The organism is Micromonospora sp. WMMD754 (assembly GCF_049315235.1).
Classification (GTDB): Bacteria; Actinomycetota; Actinomycetes; order Mycobacteriales; family Micromonosporaceae; genus Micromonospora; species Micromonospora sediminicola.
In genome coordinates this window covers 6,609,980-6,626,745 of the sequence record NZ_CP186058.1, presented here as the reverse complement: position 1 = coordinate 6,626,745, position 16,766 = coordinate 6,609,980, and the positions used below count along the sequence as shown (strand labels likewise).

Sequence of the window (16,766 nt, the reverse complement as noted above, 5' to 3'; positions counted from 1 at the left end):
CCTCGGCTCACTGCAGGTAGCGCTCGACCTCCGGCACCGGGCGCTCGCCCTGGGCGTCCGGGTCGCCGTGCGCCTGCCGGGCGGCCCGGCGGCGACGGAGCAGGTCCCAGCACTGGTCCAGGGACTCCTCCAGGGCGCGCAGCCGCTCCCGGGCCTCGTCGTCGGTGCCGGCCTCGTGCTGCTGCGCGTCGGAGCGCAGCCGGTGCTCCTCGTCGACGAGTTCCGAGATCCGGCTCAGGATGGTCTTGTCGTCCATGCCCGAAGCTTGGCACAGCGGACGCGCCCGCGCCCGCGTTCCCGGGGGACGACGCGCGAGCCCCAGAAAGACTTCCCGCGTGACGCACGTCCCACTGGCTCCATTCTCGACAAAGAGAATGTTGTTACGTGAAATATCCTCCGTCCCGTCTTTTGATTCGTCGCTCAGGATGGCATGCTCACGAGCAACGTTCACGGGTCGCGATGGGGTGGCGACCCTCAGCAACCCGAGGGAGCGTTCAGGTGGCCGATTCGTCCGGCCCGCACCGGCCTGCCGGTCGCCCGCACACCGTGCCGTTGCGTCAGATCCTGCCCGCCGTCCTGCGCGACCCGGCCCGGGCGCTGATCGACGTCGGTAACCGCACCGGCGGCGACCTGGTCCGGCTCAACCTCGGCTCGTTCCGCCCCTACCTGGTCACCCACCCCCGGCACGTGCAGCACGTGCTGCGGGACCGGGCGGACAACTACGAGCGGGCCGGCGACGGACTGTTCTGGCGCCCGGTCAAGCGGCTGTTCGGCGAGGGCATCCTCGGCGAGGGCCAGATCTGGTCGGCCAGCCGCCGGATGCTCCAGCCGATGTTCACCGCGAAGCGGGTCGAGGCGCTCGTCGACGGCATGGCGGACGCCGTCCGGGACGCGGTCGACGAGCTGGACGAGCCCTATCGCGCGGGCCGGCCGGTGGACATCGGCGTCGAGCAGGCCCGCATCGTCAGCCGGGCGATCATGAAGGTGCTCTTCGCCGACCGCATCTCGGTGCCGGACGCGATGCGGGTGATCGACGCCCAGGACCGGATCGCCACCGCCGTCATCCCGCGGATCGTGGTGCCGTTCGCGCCGCTGTCGCTGCCGATGCCGGGAGACCGCGCGTTCCGCCGCGCGGTACGCGTCGTCGACGACGTGCTGGTGCCGATCGTCCGGCAGACCCGTGACGCCGCCGACCAGGGCGACGACATCATCTCCACGCTCTGGCGGGCCCGCACCGACGACGGCCGGCAGCTCGACGAGCGGCAGGTCCGCAACGACACCGTGGCCATGTTCGCCGCCACCACCGAGACCACCATCAACGTGCTCACCTGGGCCTGGCCGCACCTGCACCAGCATCCCGAGGTCGCCGAGCGGCTCTACGCCGAGATCGACGAGGTGGTCGGCGCCGGGCCGGTACGCCGGGAGCACCTGAACCGGCTCACCTACACCCGGATGGTGCTGGACGAGTTGCTGCGGCTCTACCCGATCGGCTGGATCATCCCGCGTCGCGCGGTCGCCGCGGACGTCATCGACGGCGTGCCGATCGAGGCCGGCGCCACCATGGCGGTCAGCCCGCTGATCACCCAACGGATGCGGCAGTTCTGGGACCGCCCGGACGAGTTCGACCCGGAGCGGTTCCGCCCGGAGCGGGTCCGCGCCCGCCACCGCTACGCCCACTTCCCGTTCGGCGGCGGTCCGCACCAGTGCCTCGGCATGTACCTGTTCTATCTGGAGGCCCAGCTCATCCTCGCCACGATGCTGAGTCGCTACCGCTTCCGGCTGGACCGCACCGACGTGCCCGGGTTGCGGCTGGCGGCGGCGCTGCGGCCACGCCGGCGGGTCGAGCTGACCCTGCTCGCCGCCGGCCGGGCGGAGCCGGCGTGACCGGCGGACCGCTGCCGGATCCCATCGCCGCCGCCGCCGAGCAGGGACGGATCTGCGCGCTCGCCGCGCACGGTCAGCGCGGTCTGCGCCGGGCCGCGGCCGCGCACCCCGACCTGTTCCCCGGCGAGCCGTTCGACGCCACCCTGTTCAGCAGCATCGCCTCGGCGATGGCGTTCAGCGCCCCCTGGCACACCGCCGCGGAGCTGGCGGTCACCAACCGCGCGGTGCTCTGGGGGTTCGCCGTCGACTGGCTGGTCGACCACGAGGCGACCAGTCGGTCCGAGGTCGACCGGATCTCCGACACCTGCCTGGCCGTGCTCGACGGCGCGGACGCCGACGACCCGCTCGGCCGGTTCCTCGCCGAGCTGCGCGACGACGTCGCCGCCGCGCCCGCCTACCCGGCGCTGCGCGGACGCTGGCGGGCCACGATGGAGCGCACGGTGCGGGCGATGGCCCGGGAGTGGACCTGGCGGCGCACCACCCGGCCCACGCTCGCCGACTACCTCGACAACGCGGACAACCTCGCCGCCACCGTGGTCGACGTGGCCCACTGGATCCACACCGGATCGGTCGTCGACCCCGCCGCGCTGGACCGGCTGATCGAGGTCGCCGACGAGGTGCAGCGGGCCCTACGGCTGGTCAACGACCTCGGCACGCACCGGCGGGACGCGGAGTCGGGCGACCTCAACGCGTTGCTGCTGGTCGACGACCCGGCCGAGGTCGAACGGCGGTTCGCCGAGCAGGTCGACCACTGCCGCGTACGGCTGGCGAAGCTGGCGGACGAGTCGCCCCGGGAGGCCGAGTTCCTGTCCCGGCAGCTCGGCTTCACCACCGGGTTCTACCGGCACACCGACTTCTGGGGCGTGCGGTGAGCCTCACCGCCGAGCCGGAGACCCGGGTCGGGCCCGCGCCCGAGCCGGTCGGCGCGCTCGTGGACGACTCGGCGGGAGGGACCTCGCCGTCGGTGTACGAGACCGGTCGGCTGGTCGCGCTGGCGCCCTGGCTGCCCGGCCACGGCGAGCGGCTGGCCTGGCTGCTCGACGGGCAGCGCCCGGACGGCGGGTGGGGCGCTCCCGGCGGCTACGCGATCGTGCCGACGCTGAGCGCGGTCGAGGCGCTCCTGACCGACCTGCGCCGCGGCGGACCGGCCCCGCAGTCGGTGGCCGCCGCCGCGCACCGGGGCCTGGCGTTCCTGGCCGCCGCGCTGCGCGCCGAGACCCCGCCCGACCTGCCGGCCACCGACCTGATCGTGCCGGCGCTGCTGGCCGCCGTCGACCGGCTCGTCGACGCGCCGGCGGGTCCGCCGCCCGGGCTGGCCGACTGGGCCGGCCGGCCCCGCCTGCCGCTGCCGGCCGGTCTGGACCCGAACCGGCTGACCCGGGTACGCGGACTGCTGGCCGCCGGGCGGCCCGTGCCGGAGAAACTGGCGCACGCCCTGGAGGTGGCCGGCGAGTTGGCGTACCGGGCGCCGGGTGTGCGTCCCTCGGCCAGCGGGGCGGTGGGCGCCTCACCGGCCGCCACCGCCGCCTGGCTCGGCCGGCCCGAGCCGGGCCCCGCCCTGGACTACCTGTACGCGGTCGCCCGGTCGGGTCCGGTGCCCTGCGCCAGCCCGATCACCGTCTTCGAGCGGGCGTGGGTGCTCGCCGTCCTGGTCCGGGCCGGCGTCCCGGTGCGCGTGCCCGAGCGGGTGCTGACCGGGCTGCGCGCCGCCGTCGGCGCGTCCGGCGCGGCCACCGCGCCCGGGCTGCCGGCCGACGCCGACACCACCTCCGTGGCGCTCTACGCGCTCGCCCGGTTGGGCCGGTCGCCCGGCGTGGGCGCGCTCGCCGGATACGACACCGGGCGGCACTTCTGCACCTGGCCGGGGGAGGACGGGGCGTCGCTGACCACCAACGCGCACGTGCTCGACGCGCTCGGCGAGCACCCGAGCCGGCCGGGCGTGACGGCGGCCCGGCGCCGGGTCACCGACTGGCTGGTCGGGCGGCAGGAGCCGGACGGGCGGTGGGAGGACCGGTGGCACGCCTCGGCCTACTACGCCACGTACGCGGTGCTGCTCGCGCTGGCCGACCACGCGCCCGACGGCGCGGCGCGGACCGCGGTCGAGCGGGGCGTCGGCTGGCTGCTGGCGACCCAGCGGCCGGACGGCTCCTGGGGACGCTGGCGCGGCACCGCCGAGGAGACCGCGTACGCGGTGCTCGCCCTGGCCGGCGCGGGCCGCGCGGGCGATGCCCGGATCGGCGCGGCGCTGGCCCGGGGGCGGGCTCTCCTGTCCGACCTGGACGGACGCGACGGCGGTCCGGCACTGTGGCACGACAAGGACCTCTACCGCCCGACGCTGATCGTGCGCGCGGCGGTGCTGGCCGCCTCGGGGCACGCCGGTCGGGCGTCGGCGCACCCGGAGGCCACCATGATCAGGATCGCTTGAATGGAGTTCACGACGGCTGCTAGCGTGCGCCGGAGTCGATCGGATTTCGGACCGACCGAAGACCGGGCCAGGACGGTGTGATGCGTTCCCGCAGTACGAATCTCCGTACGAAGATCATCGCCCTGCTGGCGTCGCTGACCGCGCTCTGGGCGTTCGCGGCCTGGGTGACCGTGCGCGACGGGTTCAACCTGCTCGGCGTGCAGGCGCTCAACGCCCGGGTGTTCGAGCCGAGCGATCCGCTGTTGCTCGAGTTGCAGAACGAGCGCCGGCTGTCGCTGCGCTACCTGGGTGAGTCCGACCCCGGGCAGTTGCAGGAGTTGCAGGCCCAGCGGGCGCGCACCGACGAGACCGCCACCGCGCTGTGGGATTCGGTGCAGGACTGGCGTACCGAGGTGCCGGCCAGCGACGAGCTGGAGCAGCGGCTCGCCGAGCTGAAGACCGAGCTGGGTCAGCTCGTCCAGGTCCGCGAGGAGGTCGGCCGCAAGACCATCGACCGGACCGCGACGTTGGCGGCCTACGACGAGGCGGTCGACGGCATCTTCGCCGTCTTCGACGCGCTCGGCGGCCTCGACGACGACCAGATCGCCCGGGACACCGCCGCGCTCATCGACCTGAACCGCTCCCGGGAGCTGCTGTCCCAACAGGACGCCCTGCTCACCGGCGCGGTCTCGGCCAACCGGCTGACCGTCGCCGAGCAGACCGCGTTCGCCCGGCTGGTCGGCGCCCAGTGGTTCCTCGCCGACCGCACCGCCCGGGAACTCGCCCCGACCGACCGGACCCGCTACCAGCAGATGGTCGACGGCGAGGCGTTCGTCGCGCTCCGGACCCTCCAGGACCGGGTGCTGGCGGCCAAGGGTGAGGACGTGCGCCCGCCGATCACCGCCGCCGCCTGGCGGGCCGCCGCCGAGCCGGCGATGGCCGACCTGCGCGAGGTGATCCTCGCCGGTGGTGAGGACATCGTCGCGCGGGCCACCCCGGTCGCCGTCGGCGTCATCGTCCGGCTGGTCCTCGCCGCCGGTCTCGGCCTGATCGCCGTCGTCGCGTCCGTGATCGTCTCGATCACCACGGCCCGGTCGCTGGTCCGGCAGCTCGAACGGTTGCGCGGGGCCGCCATCCGGCTGGCCGACGAGCGGCTGCCCAGCGTGGTGGAGCGACTGGGGCACGGCGAGGAGGTGGACGTCGCCCGGGAAGCGCCGCCGTTGCAGTTCGGCGACGACGAGATCGGCCAGGTCGGCAGGGCCTTCAACCGGGTGCAGGAGACCGCCGTCCGCACCGCCGTCGAGCAGGCCGAGCTGCGCCGCAGCGTCCGCGACGTGTTCCTCAGCCTGGCCCGGCGCACCCAGGCGCTGGTGCACCGCCAGCTCACCCTGCTCGACGCCATGGAACGCCGGGAGCACGACGCCGAGGAGCTGGAGGACCTGTTCCGGGTCGACCACCTGGCCACCCGGATGCGGCGCAACGCGGAGAACCTGATCGTGCTCTCCGGCTCGACGCCGGGCCGTGCCTGGCGGCGCAACGTGCCGATGGTCGACGTGGTGCGCGGCGCGGTCGCCGAGGTCGAGGACTACACCCGGGTGACCGTGCGACCGCTGGGCCCGGTGTCGCTGACCGGCCGGGCCGTCGGTGACGTGATCCACCTGCTGGCCGAGCTGATCGAGAACGGCCTCTCCTTCTCCCCGCCGCAGACCACCGTGGAGGTGCGCGGCCAGCTCGTCGGCAACGGCTTCGCCATCGAGATCGAGGACCGTGGCCTCGGCATGAGCGGCGACGAGCTGGCCGCCGCCAACGCGCGCATCGTCGACCGGTCCGAGCTGAACCTGGCGGACGCGGCCCGGCTCGGCCTGTTCGTGGTCAGCCGGCTCACCGAGCGGCACGGCGTGAAGGTCCAGCTCCGGGAGTCCGCGTACGGCGGCACGACAGCGGTGGTGCTGATCCCGCGCGAACTGATCACCGTGGACGGCGACCCGGGCGGGTCCGTCGACATGACGGCGGGCCCGGTCGCCCCGGCGCTGCCGGCGGCCGCCGAGCCGGCCGCCCCGCCCGCCGCGGACCCGGTCGCGGCCCCGACCGCCGCGGCCGGCGACGCCGCGACCGAGCCGACCGAGCCGACCGACGACGGTACGACCGCGGCCGAACCGGAACCGCAGGCGCCTCGGCTGACTCCCTCCGGGCTGCCGGCCCGTACCCGCAAACGGCAGCCCGCGGTCGCCGCGCCGACCGCGGAGCTGGCCGTGGTCGAACCCCCCGCGGCGCCGTCCGCGACCGAGGAGGTCCCGGCGGTGACCGACGCCGGGTTGCCGGTCCGGGTACGCCAGGCCAGCCTCAATCCGGAGCTGCGCAACGACCAGAGCGAGGCGGAGGACGACGGGGCGGACGACACGGCGCGCCCGCCGGAGCAGGTGCGCCGGATGATGAGCTCCTACCAGAGCGGCACCCGACGTGGCCGCACCGACGCGGCACGCCTGCTCGGCGGGGCGCGTGGGGCCGGCGGCGCGCCCGCCGACGAGAACGAGCAGGCCACCTGACCGGGGCCGTCGACGCGACGGGACCGGGACGAGAACGGCACCAGCCGGGGAGAAGAGGACGACGAGTGGCGCAGAAGACGGCTTCGAGCGCGGATCTGGCGTGGCTGCTGGATGACCTGGTCGGCCGGGTCAAGCAGGCGGAACACGCCGTGGCGCTCTCCACGGACGGACTGCTGATGGCCTCGTCCCGCGGCCTCAGCCGGGACGACGGCGAGCACCTGGCGGCCATGGCGGCGGGCATCCAGAGCCTGGCGCGCGGGGCGGGCAAGCGGTTCGGCGGCGGTCAGGTACAGCAGACCATCATCGAGATGCAGTCCTCCTTCCTCTTCGTCACCGCGGCCGGCCGCAACGCCTGCCTGGCGGTGCTGGCGGCGGAGGACGCGGACGTCGGCCTGATCGCGTACGAGATGGCCATGCTGGTCACCCGGGTCGGCCGGTTCGTGGCATCACCGACCCGGGAACAGCCCCTCGGCGAGAACACGGCGCGATGACCGGCCCGGGGGAGTCCGCGGAGCAGGAGTGGGTGGACGACCACGCCGGCCCGGTGGTGCGCCCGTACGCCGTGACCGGAGGCCGGGCCCGCCCGGTCACCGGGACGTTCGACCTGATCTCCCTGGTCAGCGCGACCCGCACGGATGTGGGGTCGGAGTCCGGGCTCGGCCCGGAGCACGTGGCGATCGTCGGCCTCTGCCAGCGGATCCAGTCCGTGGCCGAGATCGCCGCCCATCTCAACCTGCCGGTGGGCACGGTCCGGGTCCTCCTCGGAGACCTCGCCGCCCGCAGCCTGGTGCAGGTACGCGAGCCGCGCGCCACCCCCGCCGGCCTTCCCGACGAGCACGTTTTCGAGGCGGTAATCAATGGACTACGGGCGCTCTGAGCGGCCGGCGGGAGCGGCGCCGCTGCCCACCGCGATCAAGATCCTGATCGCCGGCGGGTTCGGCGTGGGCAAGACCACCCTGGTCGGCGCGGTCAGCGAGACCCGGCCGCTGCGCACCGAAGAGGTGCTGACCGAGACCGGCATCGGCATCGACGACCTGTCCGGTGTGGAGGAGAAGTCGACCACCACCGTGGCGATGGACTTCGGCCGCATCACCATCAGCGACGACCTGGTGCTCTACCTGTTCGGCACGCCCGGGCAGGACCGGTTCTGGTTCGTCTGGGACGAGCTGGCGCTCGGCGCGCTCGGCGCGGTGGTGCTCGCCGACACCCGCCGGCTGGCCGACTGCTTCCCGTCGATCGACTACTTCGAGGGCCGGGGCACGCCGTTCGTGGTGGCGGTGAACTGCTTCGAGGGCGCCCGGACGTTCCGGCTCGACGAGGTGCAGGCGGCGCTGGACCTGGACCCGGGCGTGCCGGTGGTGCTGTGCGACGCGCGGGAGCGGGACTCGGCCAAGGAGGTGCTGATCACGCTGCTGGAGCACGCCATGAAGCTGCGGGAGGCACGCCGACGAGCCGCCGGCGACTGACAGTCACCACGCACGGAAGAAGGCATCACTCTTCCGGGATATACCTGAGCGTCATAAATATGACACTGAGGTATATCGCTCGTCACGGCCTGCGCCGATCGGAGTCGACACGCCGCGGCGCCAGCCTCTGGCCCGCGGGCACCGGGGCCGGCCGACCAGCGGCATCCGTGAGAGTCTGACGCACATGACCGAGGTGTCCGTCCGGGCGATGTCCCCGCAGGAGTTCGACAACTGGCAGCACGAACTCGCCGCCGGCTACGCCCAGGAACAGGTCGCCGCCGGCAACTGGCCGGCCGAGGAGGCGCTCGACCGGGCCCGGGAGGCCAACGCCGCACTGCTGCCCGAGGGCATGGAGACGCCCGGCATGCTCTTCCTGATCGGCGAGACGGCCGACGGATCCCCGGTCGGCCACCTGTGGATCGGCCTGACCCATCCGCGTGGCGTCCCGGACTGTGCCTTCCTCTACGACATCGAGGTGGCGCCCGAGCGGCGCGGCGCGGGCCTGGGCCGGGCGCTGCTCGCCGCCGGCGAGGCGGTGGCCCGGGAGCGGGGCGCCCGGGCGCTCGAACTCAACGTCTTCGGGGCCAACGAGCGGGCCGCGTCGCTCTACCGGACGTCGGGCTATCGCGTGGTCACCCAGCACATGCGCAAGGACCTTCTCGCCTAGAGGCGGGTGGCGGTCCGGACCAGCGCGGCCAGGGGACGCGACCGGCTGTGCGGCGGCCACGCGATCACGGTGGTCACCGCGGGCGCGTCCGGCACCGGCACGGCGGCCAGATCGGGGCGCAGCAGGGGCCGGCACGACTCCGGCAGCACCGCCGCGGCCCGGCCGAGCGCGATGAGCTGGAACAGCTGGGCGTGCTCCCGGACCTGGGGGCCGGGACCCTCGGGATAGGTGCCGTCGCGCTGCGGCCAGCGCGGCAACGGCAGGTCGGGCAGCGCCTCGACGTCGGCCAGCCGCAGCTGCGTCCGGCCGGCCACCGGATGCCCCGCCGGCACCACCGCCACCTGCTGCTCCGTCACCAGCGCCTCGGTGTCCAGCCCGGCGGTCGAGTCGAACGGGAGGTGCAGCAGCGCCACGTCGGCCCGCCCGTCGCGCAGCAGCCGCTCCTGCTCGCCGATGCCGCACAGCAGCACCTCCACGGCCACCGCGTCGGGCTCCGCGGCGTACGCGTCGAGCAGTTTCGGCAGCAGCTCGTGGGACGCGCCCGCCTTGGTGGCCAGGACCAGGCCGGGACCGCCGTCCGCGGCGGCGCGACGGGTCCGGCGGTCGGCGGCCGCCACCGCGTCCAGGGCGGCCCGTCCCTCGCGCAGCAGCACCGCGCCGGCCGGGGTCAGCGCCACGGCGCGGTGGTCACGGTCCAGCAGCGTCACCCCGAGCCGCCGTTCGAGCTGGCGGATGGCCCGCGACAACGGAGGCTGGGCGATCCCGAGGCGACGGGCGGCACGGCCGAAGTGCAGCTCCTCGGCGACCGCGACGAAGTAGCGCAGCTCCCGGGTCTCCACCCGGCCACCGTACCCCCGGATCGATACCCGGCGGGTATCGCACACTACCGAGACGGTGTTGGCCGCCCGATCGCGGCGCGACCAGGATCGACCGCATGAGCGAACGCACCGTCGCGCTGGTCACCGGCGCGAACAAGGGAATCGGGTACGAGATCGCGGCGGGCCTGGGGGCCCTCGGCTGGCGGGTGGGGGTCGGCGCCCGGGACGAGGGGCGCCGGGAGACCGCCGTGGCGACGCTGCGCGCGGCCGGCGTGGACGCGTTCGGCGTACCGCTGGACGTGACCGACGACGCGAGCGTGACCGCCGCCGCGCGCCTGCTGGAGGAGCGGGCCGGCGGCCTCGACGTGCTGGTCAACAACGCAGGCGTGACCGGCGGAATGCCGCAGCAGCCCGGCGGCGTCGACGTGGCCACCGTGCGGGCGGCGGTCGAGGTCAACGTGGTCGGCGTGGTCCGGGTGACCGAGGCGACGCTGCCGCTGCTGCGCCGCTCGGCGTCCCCCCGGATCGTCAACATGTCCAGCGGGGTCGGCTCGCTCGCCCGGCAGAGCGCCTCCGCCGGCGAGCAGCAGACCGGCCCGCTGTCCGTCGCCTATGCGCCGTCGAAGTCGATGCTCAACGCGGTCACCATCCAGTACGCCCGGGCGCTGGCCGACACGAACATCCTGGTCAACGCCGCCTGCCCCGGCTTCACCGCGACCGACCTGAACGGTTTCCGCGGGGTGCGCACGCCGCAGCAGGGCGCGGCGGTCGCGATCCGGTTGGCGACGCTGCCCGACGACGGGCCGACCGGCGGCTTCTTCGAGGACGCGGGCGTGGTGCCGTGGTGACCGGCCCGGTCAGCACCACATGACCGGGTTGCCGGTGGCGACCGACGCGGCGCAGAGTCGGCGCAGCGGCTCGACGATGTAGGCGTAGTCGTCGGCGCACCGGGGTCCGGTCCGTACCGCGAGCCGCTCCGGCGCCGGCGAGCCGTGCTCGCCGACCGGCCTCATCGCCACGGTGGCCCGTGTCCCGTCGTCGCCGACGAGGTCCACCCGGCCGTCGGGCAGCACGCGTTGGGTGAACCGTGTGGCGCGGAACAGCGTGGACGGTGGCTGCGCGACGGTGTCGACGACGAAGAACCCGGCCGGATCTACGCCGGCGTGCCAGCCCGACCCGTGCATGAAGATCCCGTGGTAATCCTCGATGTACTGCATCACCACCTCCCCGGTCGCCTCGTCGACGAGCGCGGTCTCGTCGGCGATCCGGCTCTCCCGGAACGCGTCCAGCTCGGCGAGCGCCGTCGCCGCCTGCTCGACCGTCAGCCCGCCGTCGTTGCCGTCGGGCAGGCCGGCGACAAGCGTCGGGAAGCGGTGCGCCCCGGCCGCGCGCAGCGCCTGCTGGAACATGCGCACCCCGGTCCAGTTGGCCAGGCCCTCGCTGACCAGCTCCATGTGGCGGTGCGGGCAGGCGTCCTCGGCCTTCCAGGCGTAGAAGGCGTTCTCGGCCGCGGCGTCGTACCCGTCGCCGGGCAGCAGGATCAGACAGCCCTCGTCGTCGTAGCCGACCGGTCCCACCGGGCACGGCGCGGCCAGGCCGTCCTGCCAGCACCGGCAGTGCACGAACGCGTCGAGTCCCACGCCCGCACCCTATGCGGCGACCGGCTCGGTCGTGGCACCGGCCGGACGGGCGTGCCATCATCGGCGGCGTGGGTACGCCGTCCCGGCACCTCAGTGTGCACATCGACCGCCCGGTCGCGGAGGTCTACGCGTTCGCGTCCGACCCGGCGAACCTGCCCCGCTGGGCGCCCGGCCTGGGTGGCTCGGTGACGCGCGAGGACGGCCGCTGGTATGTCGAGACGCCCGAGGGGCGGGCGGGGCTGACGTTCGCGCCGGCCAACGACTTCGGCGTGCTCGACCACGAGGTGCGGACGCCGTCCGGCGAGACGGTGTACGTGCCGCTGCGCGCGATCGCGAACGGCGACGGCACCGAGGTGGTGTTCAGCCTCCGGCGGGGCCCCGGCATGAGCGACGCCGACTTCGCCCGGGACACCGCGCTGGTCGAGGCCGACCTGGCCCGGCTCAAGGCCGTGCTGGAGTCGGCGGAGTAGGTCGATGGACGGCCGGTCACGCAGCGCGATCTGTCCATTACTTGTGCCCGGATTCGCGGCTTTGCTCCTTTCCGGATGTAGTTTTCATTGACTCCCGTTTGTGTGGTGGATAGCGTCGTCGTCACGTTGATTGACCGATGACAACCACGGGGATGACATGAGTGAGGTCCTGCGGCGCTGGCCGCGTGTGTGGCGGCGCCATTGAGCCGTCTCGGCATACTCATTCCTCGGGGCCTTCCGGCCCTGGAGTGAGTCTTTTCCGGCGTGCGCCGACGCGGCGCCCCGGTTTGGTGGGGACCTGACCGTGCTGGTGGATGCTGGTGCGGCGCGTGAGCCGCGCCCCTGGCGGCTGCGTCACCCGTACTGACCGATCCGCTTTTTCTTTTCTCTTTCCGCGATGACGCCTGCGCTTTTGCAGATGCGTCGAATCCTGTGCTGCCACGAATTCCGTCGTGGTCGGCACGGTGCGGTGCGTCCATTTTCCGGCGGAAACAGGTCCGCCGGGAAACTGTCTGGTGAGGAGTGTCGATGGGTCAACGTCAAGTGGTCGTGGGGGTGGCGTCCGCGCTACTGGCCACGTCGGTGCTGGCGGTTCCGCCGGCCGCGTCCGCCGCGCCCGCCGCGCCGAAGGCGACGGAGTCGGCGCCCGAGGTGTCGCCCCGGTCGTCGTCGAAGGTGTGGTTGTACGACTCGCCGCAGCGTGCGGTGGCACGGGCCGCCGCGGGGGCGGCGCCGTCGGTGCCGAAGGGCACCGGGCCGGTACGCAGCGGCACGCAGGTGTCGTTCTCGCTGGCCGACCGGATGGAGGTGAAGGTCAACGTCGGGTCCGGCAACCTGATGGTGAACACGACGGACCTCACGCTGCCGGGGATCGCCGGGAACGTGACGCTGGGCGCGTCGTTCAACAGCCTGATGCTGGGCAGCGACCTGTCTGCCGGCGCGCACGGGCCGGGCTGGCGGACCCGGGCCGGGCAGGACGTCAAGCTGTACCCGGCCGACGACGGGTCGGTCACCTACGCCGCCGCCGACGGGGTGGTCGGCAAGTTCACCTGGTCCGGGTCGGCCTACACCACGCCGGGTGAGTTCAAGGCCAAGCTGGTCAAGAACGGCACCGGCTGGAAGCTGACCGAGAACGAGAGCGGCAAGAAGCTGTTCTTCACCTCCGACGGCCTGCTCGACAAGACCGAGGACCGCAACGACAACGTCACCGACTACTCCTACAGCGGCGGCCAGCTCACCCAGGTCGTCTCCGACAGGGGCGGCCAGTACGCGCGCAAGGCCACGGCCACGTTCGCCAACGGTCGGCTGACGAAGTACGAGCAGACCGACGGCTACACCGTCATCCGCGAGGTGTCCTACAAGTACGACACCAACAACCGCCTCCAGGCGATCGACCTGCTGGGGGCGACCCGGCAGTGGGCGTTCGAGTACAACACCGCCGGCGACCTGGTGAAGATCTGGAACAAGGACGACACCTTCAGCACCGTCACCTACGATGGTCAGCACCGGGTCACCTCGTTCACCCAGGTCACCGACAACGCCACCGGCCAGGGCGCGACCACCCGGTTCGCGTACCCGACGTCGTCGCAGACGATGGTGGCCGACCCCCGGCAGGACCTGTCCCAGCCGGTCGCCTCGGTGCCGCACACCACGTATGACCTGAACAGCGACAAGCGGGTCACCAAGGCCACCGACCCGGCCGGTAACGAGCGGTCCAAGACCTACACGCCGTGGCAGGACGTCAAGACCGACGTCAGCCCGAAGGGCAGCACGGTCACCAACACCTTCGGCGCCAACGCCGAGCAGTCGCTGACGAAGTCGGCGTCGCCGTCCGGGGCCAGCGCGTCGGCCGCGTACGCGAACGCGGCGACCTCGACGAACCCGACGGCGAACTTCCAGCCGTCCTCGGCGACCGACGCCCAGAACAACTCCTCCACCTACACCTACAACGGCGCCGGCAACCGCACCTCCACCGCCGACGCGCTCGCCGCCAAGGCCGAGGTCGACTACAACACCGACGGCACGGTCAAGACCTCCACCGACCCGGCGAACACCGGCAACCCCACCACCTACGCCTACGACGGCGACAAGCAGATCAAGACGGTCACCCCGCCTACCGGCAACGGGCTGGCGGTCAAGTCGTTCACCTACGACATCCTCGGCCGCATCGCCACGGTGACCCAGGGCGCGTGCACCACCACCTTCGAGTGGACGAAGGACGACCGGGTCCGCAAGACCAGCTACTCCGGCTGCGGCACGATGTCCGACGTCACCTACGAGTATGGGCGCGCCGGCAACCTGGTCACCCGCACCGACGCCACCGGCACCACCACCTACGACTGGGACGCACTCAACCGGCTTCACCGGCGCACGAACCCCGGCACCGCGACCTTCATCTACGACCACGATCTGGCGGGCAACCTGACCGGGATCACCGACGGTCGCGGCACCACGAAGCACTACTACAACAGCCGCAACTGGCTGGTCCGCACCGACACCGCCAGCGGCACCCGCTACAACTACTCCTACGACGACGACGGCAACCGCGAGAACATGTGGTTCGCCAGCAACGAGGGCAACAGCGTCTACGCCCTGCGTGTCAAGACCACCTACGACAAGTCGGACCGGCCCACCCGGATCACGGCCACCCGCAACTCCGCCGCCCCCGCGACGGTGTTCGACGTGACCTACTGCTACGCCAAGTACACCTCCGGCCAACCGTGCTCCACCGCCAGCGGTGACGACACCGGGCTGCGGCAGTGGCAGAAGGACGAGACGTCCGGCGCGATCAGCCAGTTCACCTACGACAAGTCCAACCGGCTGACCAAGGCCACCAACTACAACGGCAAGACCTACGACTACACGTACGACAGCAACGGAAACCGCAAGACCGTCAAGGTCGACGGCACCACCACCCAGACCCTGACGTTCAACACCGCCAACCAGGTCACCACCACGAACAACACCTACGACAACCGCGGCAACCAGACCCGCGCCAGCAACCCGTCGGTCAACCCGATGACCTACAACGGCGCGAGCCAGATGGCCACCGCGAACTCCGGCACGTTCGCCTACGCCGGCGCCGACCAGGTCGAGCTGACCCGCGTCGGAACCACCACGATGCAGTACGGCTACGAGGACCAGCACGGCATGCCCTGGCTCCAGTCCTGGACCGCCAGTGGCACGACCGTCTACGTGGAGCGCGACGGCCTCGGCACGCCGCTCGGCCTCAGGATCAACGGCATCGACACCGCCTTCGTCCTCGACGGGCTCGGCACGCCGGTGGCGGTCGTCAAGGCCAATGGCACCCTTGCTGCCACGTACAGGTACGACCCCTACGGCAACGCCACCACCACGGACGAGTACAACCTCGGCGCCAGCAACCTCATTCGCTACACCGGCGGCACCTACGACTCCACGACCGGCTTCACCAAGTTGGGGCAGCGTTGGTACAACCCCCAGCAGGGTCGCTTCACGCAACAGGACAGCCTGAGCTTCATCGGCAACCCGCGGAACGGAAACCGATACGCCTACGCGGGTGCCAACCCCGTCAACTACACCGACCCGACTGGGGAGAGCATTGCCGATATTCTCGGCGACATCGGTTGGTATGGAGACCTCGGCGAAGCCGCCGTCAACTTCGCCAGCGGGGATACGGACGCCCTTGAGGACCAGGCTGCGTCCCTTGCGGTCAGTCTTGCGGTGGAAGTCGGCTGTAACTTCGTCCTGGGTCTCGCTGCTCCCGCGACAGCCGGTGCCTCGATGGTGATCGGTCAGCTGGGGTGCATGGCTCTGGCGTCGAAGGCGGGCGATGCGGTGTCGTAACTCGACGACGCTGGCCGGTGAGGCGAGTTTGCCACAACGGTCAATCGGGTAGCTAGCCGAGTGGTGGCGCCGAAAATGCCAGAAATGGTTTGGAGGCGCCACCACTCTCGCCCAATCCGTGCGACGACCCAGATATGGGAGGATTGAATGGCCAACCACCCGACCTCGGATTCTGGTGGCCCTTACAGTAAGAGCCTGATGCGTGCTCTGGCAGCAGCCACGGGAGTGTTGTCGTTGATTGTGCTCGTGTGGGGGGTCGTCAGAGTCGTCAATGGTGACTCCCGAGGGATCACGATGGCGGTTATCGGTGGCGTGTTGATTCTCATCGTGCTTGTCGGCGTTCCCTACGGTGCTCGGCGCGGGCGGTTGTGACAAAGTTTTCTGCCAGCCAGTGGTCCCTACTCTCTCGAGGATTGATTGAGGATGAGTGAACAGCACACGGTTGATGTCGCGGCGGCCGTCGAGCGGATGGGTTCCCGAATCGGGGCAGGGCGCGAGCTCAAGGAGCTGGAATCCCATCTCCAGCCGGAGGAGCGGGTCAAGGCCCTGGTTGCCGGCAGGCATGGACCCGGTAACGGCCTCTTGGTCCTGACCGGCCAGCGCGTCTTCTTTTTCTTCGACGGCCTCGTCCGTGACGACTTCGTCTCCGCCTCGCTGGATCGCATCGAGAATGTCGAGTGGAAGACGGGCGTCAACCTGGGAACGATCACCGTGTCCGGCGATGAGGTGATCGAGGTGTCGGGGGTCGACAAGGACGGGGGCGATTTCTTCGTCGCGGCGCTGGGCAAGGAACGTGGCCGGCCGGCTGGCACCTGAGGTTCACGTCAGGAAACGGCGGCGTTGGGGGCGGCGCCTATGGCGTTCGTCCCCAGCGGCCCAGAGGCCACGCGTCCGGTCGCCGCTCGGCAGGTCGGGTGCGTCGTTGTTCCTGACCGAAGCCGCGAAGACTGACATCCGGCTGGTGACGTCCGACGGCCGGCGCGGGGCATGAACGTTGACGAGATCGACAACCGGCCGTGCTTCCCTGGCGACCGGTAGGGAAATGT

General features: G+C 72.0%; 15 protein-coding genes. 12 read left to right on the top strand and 3 right to left on the bottom strand.

Annotated features, from left to right (window positions below; genetic code table 11):
• Positions 1–7 precede the first annotated feature (7 nt).
• Positions 8–256: a DUF2630 family protein gene (locus ACN27B_RS30915; protein WP_091573435.1), complete on the bottom strand. Its 249-nt coding sequence runs from the start codon at positions 254–256 to the stop codon at positions 8–10.
• A gap of 290 nt (positions 257–546) precedes the next feature.
• On the opposite strand from ACN27B_RS30915, the gene ACN27B_RS30910 reads away from it, so the two are divergent.
• The 8 genes from ACN27B_RS30910 to ACN27B_RS30875 all read left to right on the top strand — a co-directional run bounded on the left by ACN27B_RS30910 (position 547) and on the right by ACN27B_RS30875 (position 8,967).
• Entirely contained in the window at positions 547–1,884 is a 1,338-nt protein-coding gene (locus ACN27B_RS30910; protein ID WP_396824704.1) for a cytochrome P450, read from the top strand.
• On the top strand, positions 1,881–2,756 hold the full coding sequence (locus ACN27B_RS30905) for a terpene synthase family protein (RefSeq protein WP_099164410.1): 876 nt from the start codon (positions 1,881–1,883) through the stop codon (positions 2,754–2,756). The genes ACN27B_RS30910 and ACN27B_RS30905 overlap by 4 nt, the downstream gene beginning before the upstream one ends.
• Complete coding sequence (locus tag ACN27B_RS30900; RefSeq protein ID WP_099164411.1) at positions 2,753–4,309, top strand: prenyltransferase/squalene oxidase repeat-containing protein; 1,557 nt, start codon at positions 2,753–2,755, stop codon at positions 4,307–4,309. The genes ACN27B_RS30905 and ACN27B_RS30900 overlap by 4 nt, the downstream gene beginning before the upstream one ends.
• An 80-nt stretch (positions 4,310–4,389) precedes the next feature.
• Positions 4,390–6,834 carry a nitrate- and nitrite sensing domain-containing protein gene (locus ACN27B_RS30895; protein ID WP_422742861.1) on the top strand — a complete coding sequence of 815 codons (2,445 nt, stop codon included), beginning with the start codon at positions 4,390–4,392 and terminating at the stop codon, positions 6,832–6,834.
• Between the two features lie 65 nt (positions 6,835–6,899).
• Positions 6,900–7,325 (top strand): roadblock/LC7 domain-containing protein, encoded by a 426-nt coding sequence (locus ACN27B_RS30890; RefSeq protein ID WP_091573440.1) that lies wholly within the window; start codon positions 6,900–6,902, stop codon positions 7,323–7,325.
• Complete coding sequence (locus tag ACN27B_RS30885; RefSeq protein WP_091573441.1) at positions 7,322–7,711, top strand: DUF742 domain-containing protein; 390 nt, start codon at positions 7,322–7,324, stop codon at positions 7,709–7,711. Before ACN27B_RS30890 ends, ACN27B_RS30885 begins: the two co-directional genes overlap by 4 nt.
• Entirely contained in the window at positions 7,692–8,300 is a 609-nt protein-coding gene (locus tag ACN27B_RS30880) for a GTP-binding protein (RefSeq protein WP_091573442.1), read from the top strand. The genes ACN27B_RS30885 and ACN27B_RS30880 overlap by 20 nt, the downstream gene beginning before the upstream one ends.
• A 184-nt stretch (positions 8,301–8,484) precedes the next feature.
• A complete protein-coding gene (locus ACN27B_RS30875; protein ID WP_099164413.1) occupies positions 8,485–8,967 on the top strand; it encodes a GNAT family N-acetyltransferase in 483 nt (160 codons plus the stop codon).
• On the opposite strand, the gene ACN27B_RS30870 is transcribed toward ACN27B_RS30875, so the two are convergent.
• Positions 8,964–9,806 (bottom strand): LysR family transcriptional regulator, encoded by an 843-nt coding sequence (locus tag ACN27B_RS30870; protein WP_099164414.1) that lies wholly within the window; start codon positions 9,804–9,806, stop codon positions 8,964–8,966. The two genes, ACN27B_RS30875 and ACN27B_RS30870, sit on opposite strands and share 4 nt — an antisense overlap.
• A gap of 95 nt (positions 9,807–9,901) precedes the next feature.
• Between ACN27B_RS30870 and ACN27B_RS30865 the strand changes: the two genes are divergently transcribed.
• On the top strand, positions 9,902–10,633 hold the full coding sequence (locus ACN27B_RS30865) for an SDR family NAD(P)-dependent oxidoreductase (protein WP_099164415.1): 732 nt from the start codon (positions 9,902–9,904) through the stop codon (positions 10,631–10,633).
• A gap of 9 nt (positions 10,634–10,642) precedes the next feature.
• Here the strand turns inward: ACN27B_RS30865 and ACN27B_RS30860 are convergent, their stop codons facing one another.
• Positions 10,643–11,425: a hypothetical protein gene (locus tag ACN27B_RS30860; RefSeq protein WP_099164416.1), complete on the bottom strand. Its 783-nt coding sequence runs from the start codon at positions 11,423–11,425 to the stop codon at positions 10,643–10,645.
• 68 nt (positions 11,426–11,493) lie between these two features.
• Between ACN27B_RS30860 and ACN27B_RS30855 the strand changes: the two genes are divergently transcribed.
• The 3 genes from ACN27B_RS30855 to ACN27B_RS30845 all read left to right on the top strand — a co-directional run bounded on the left by ACN27B_RS30855 (position 11,494) and on the right by ACN27B_RS30845 (position 16,536).
• Positions 11,494–11,895 carry an SRPBCC family protein gene (locus ACN27B_RS30855; protein WP_099165016.1) on the top strand — a complete coding sequence of 134 codons (402 nt, stop codon included), beginning with the start codon at positions 11,494–11,496 and terminating at the stop codon, positions 11,893–11,895.
• Between the two features lie 528 nt (positions 11,896–12,423).
• Entirely contained in the window at positions 12,424–15,720 is a 3,297-nt protein-coding gene (locus tag ACN27B_RS30850; RefSeq protein WP_253866274.1) for an RHS repeat-associated core domain-containing protein, read from the top strand.
• 423 nt (positions 15,721–16,143) lie between these two features.
• A complete protein-coding gene (locus tag ACN27B_RS30845) occupies positions 16,144–16,536 on the top strand; it encodes a PH domain-containing protein (RefSeq protein WP_099164417.1) in 393 nt (130 codons plus the stop codon).
• The last annotated feature ends 230 nt before the right edge of the window (positions 16,537–16,766 follow it).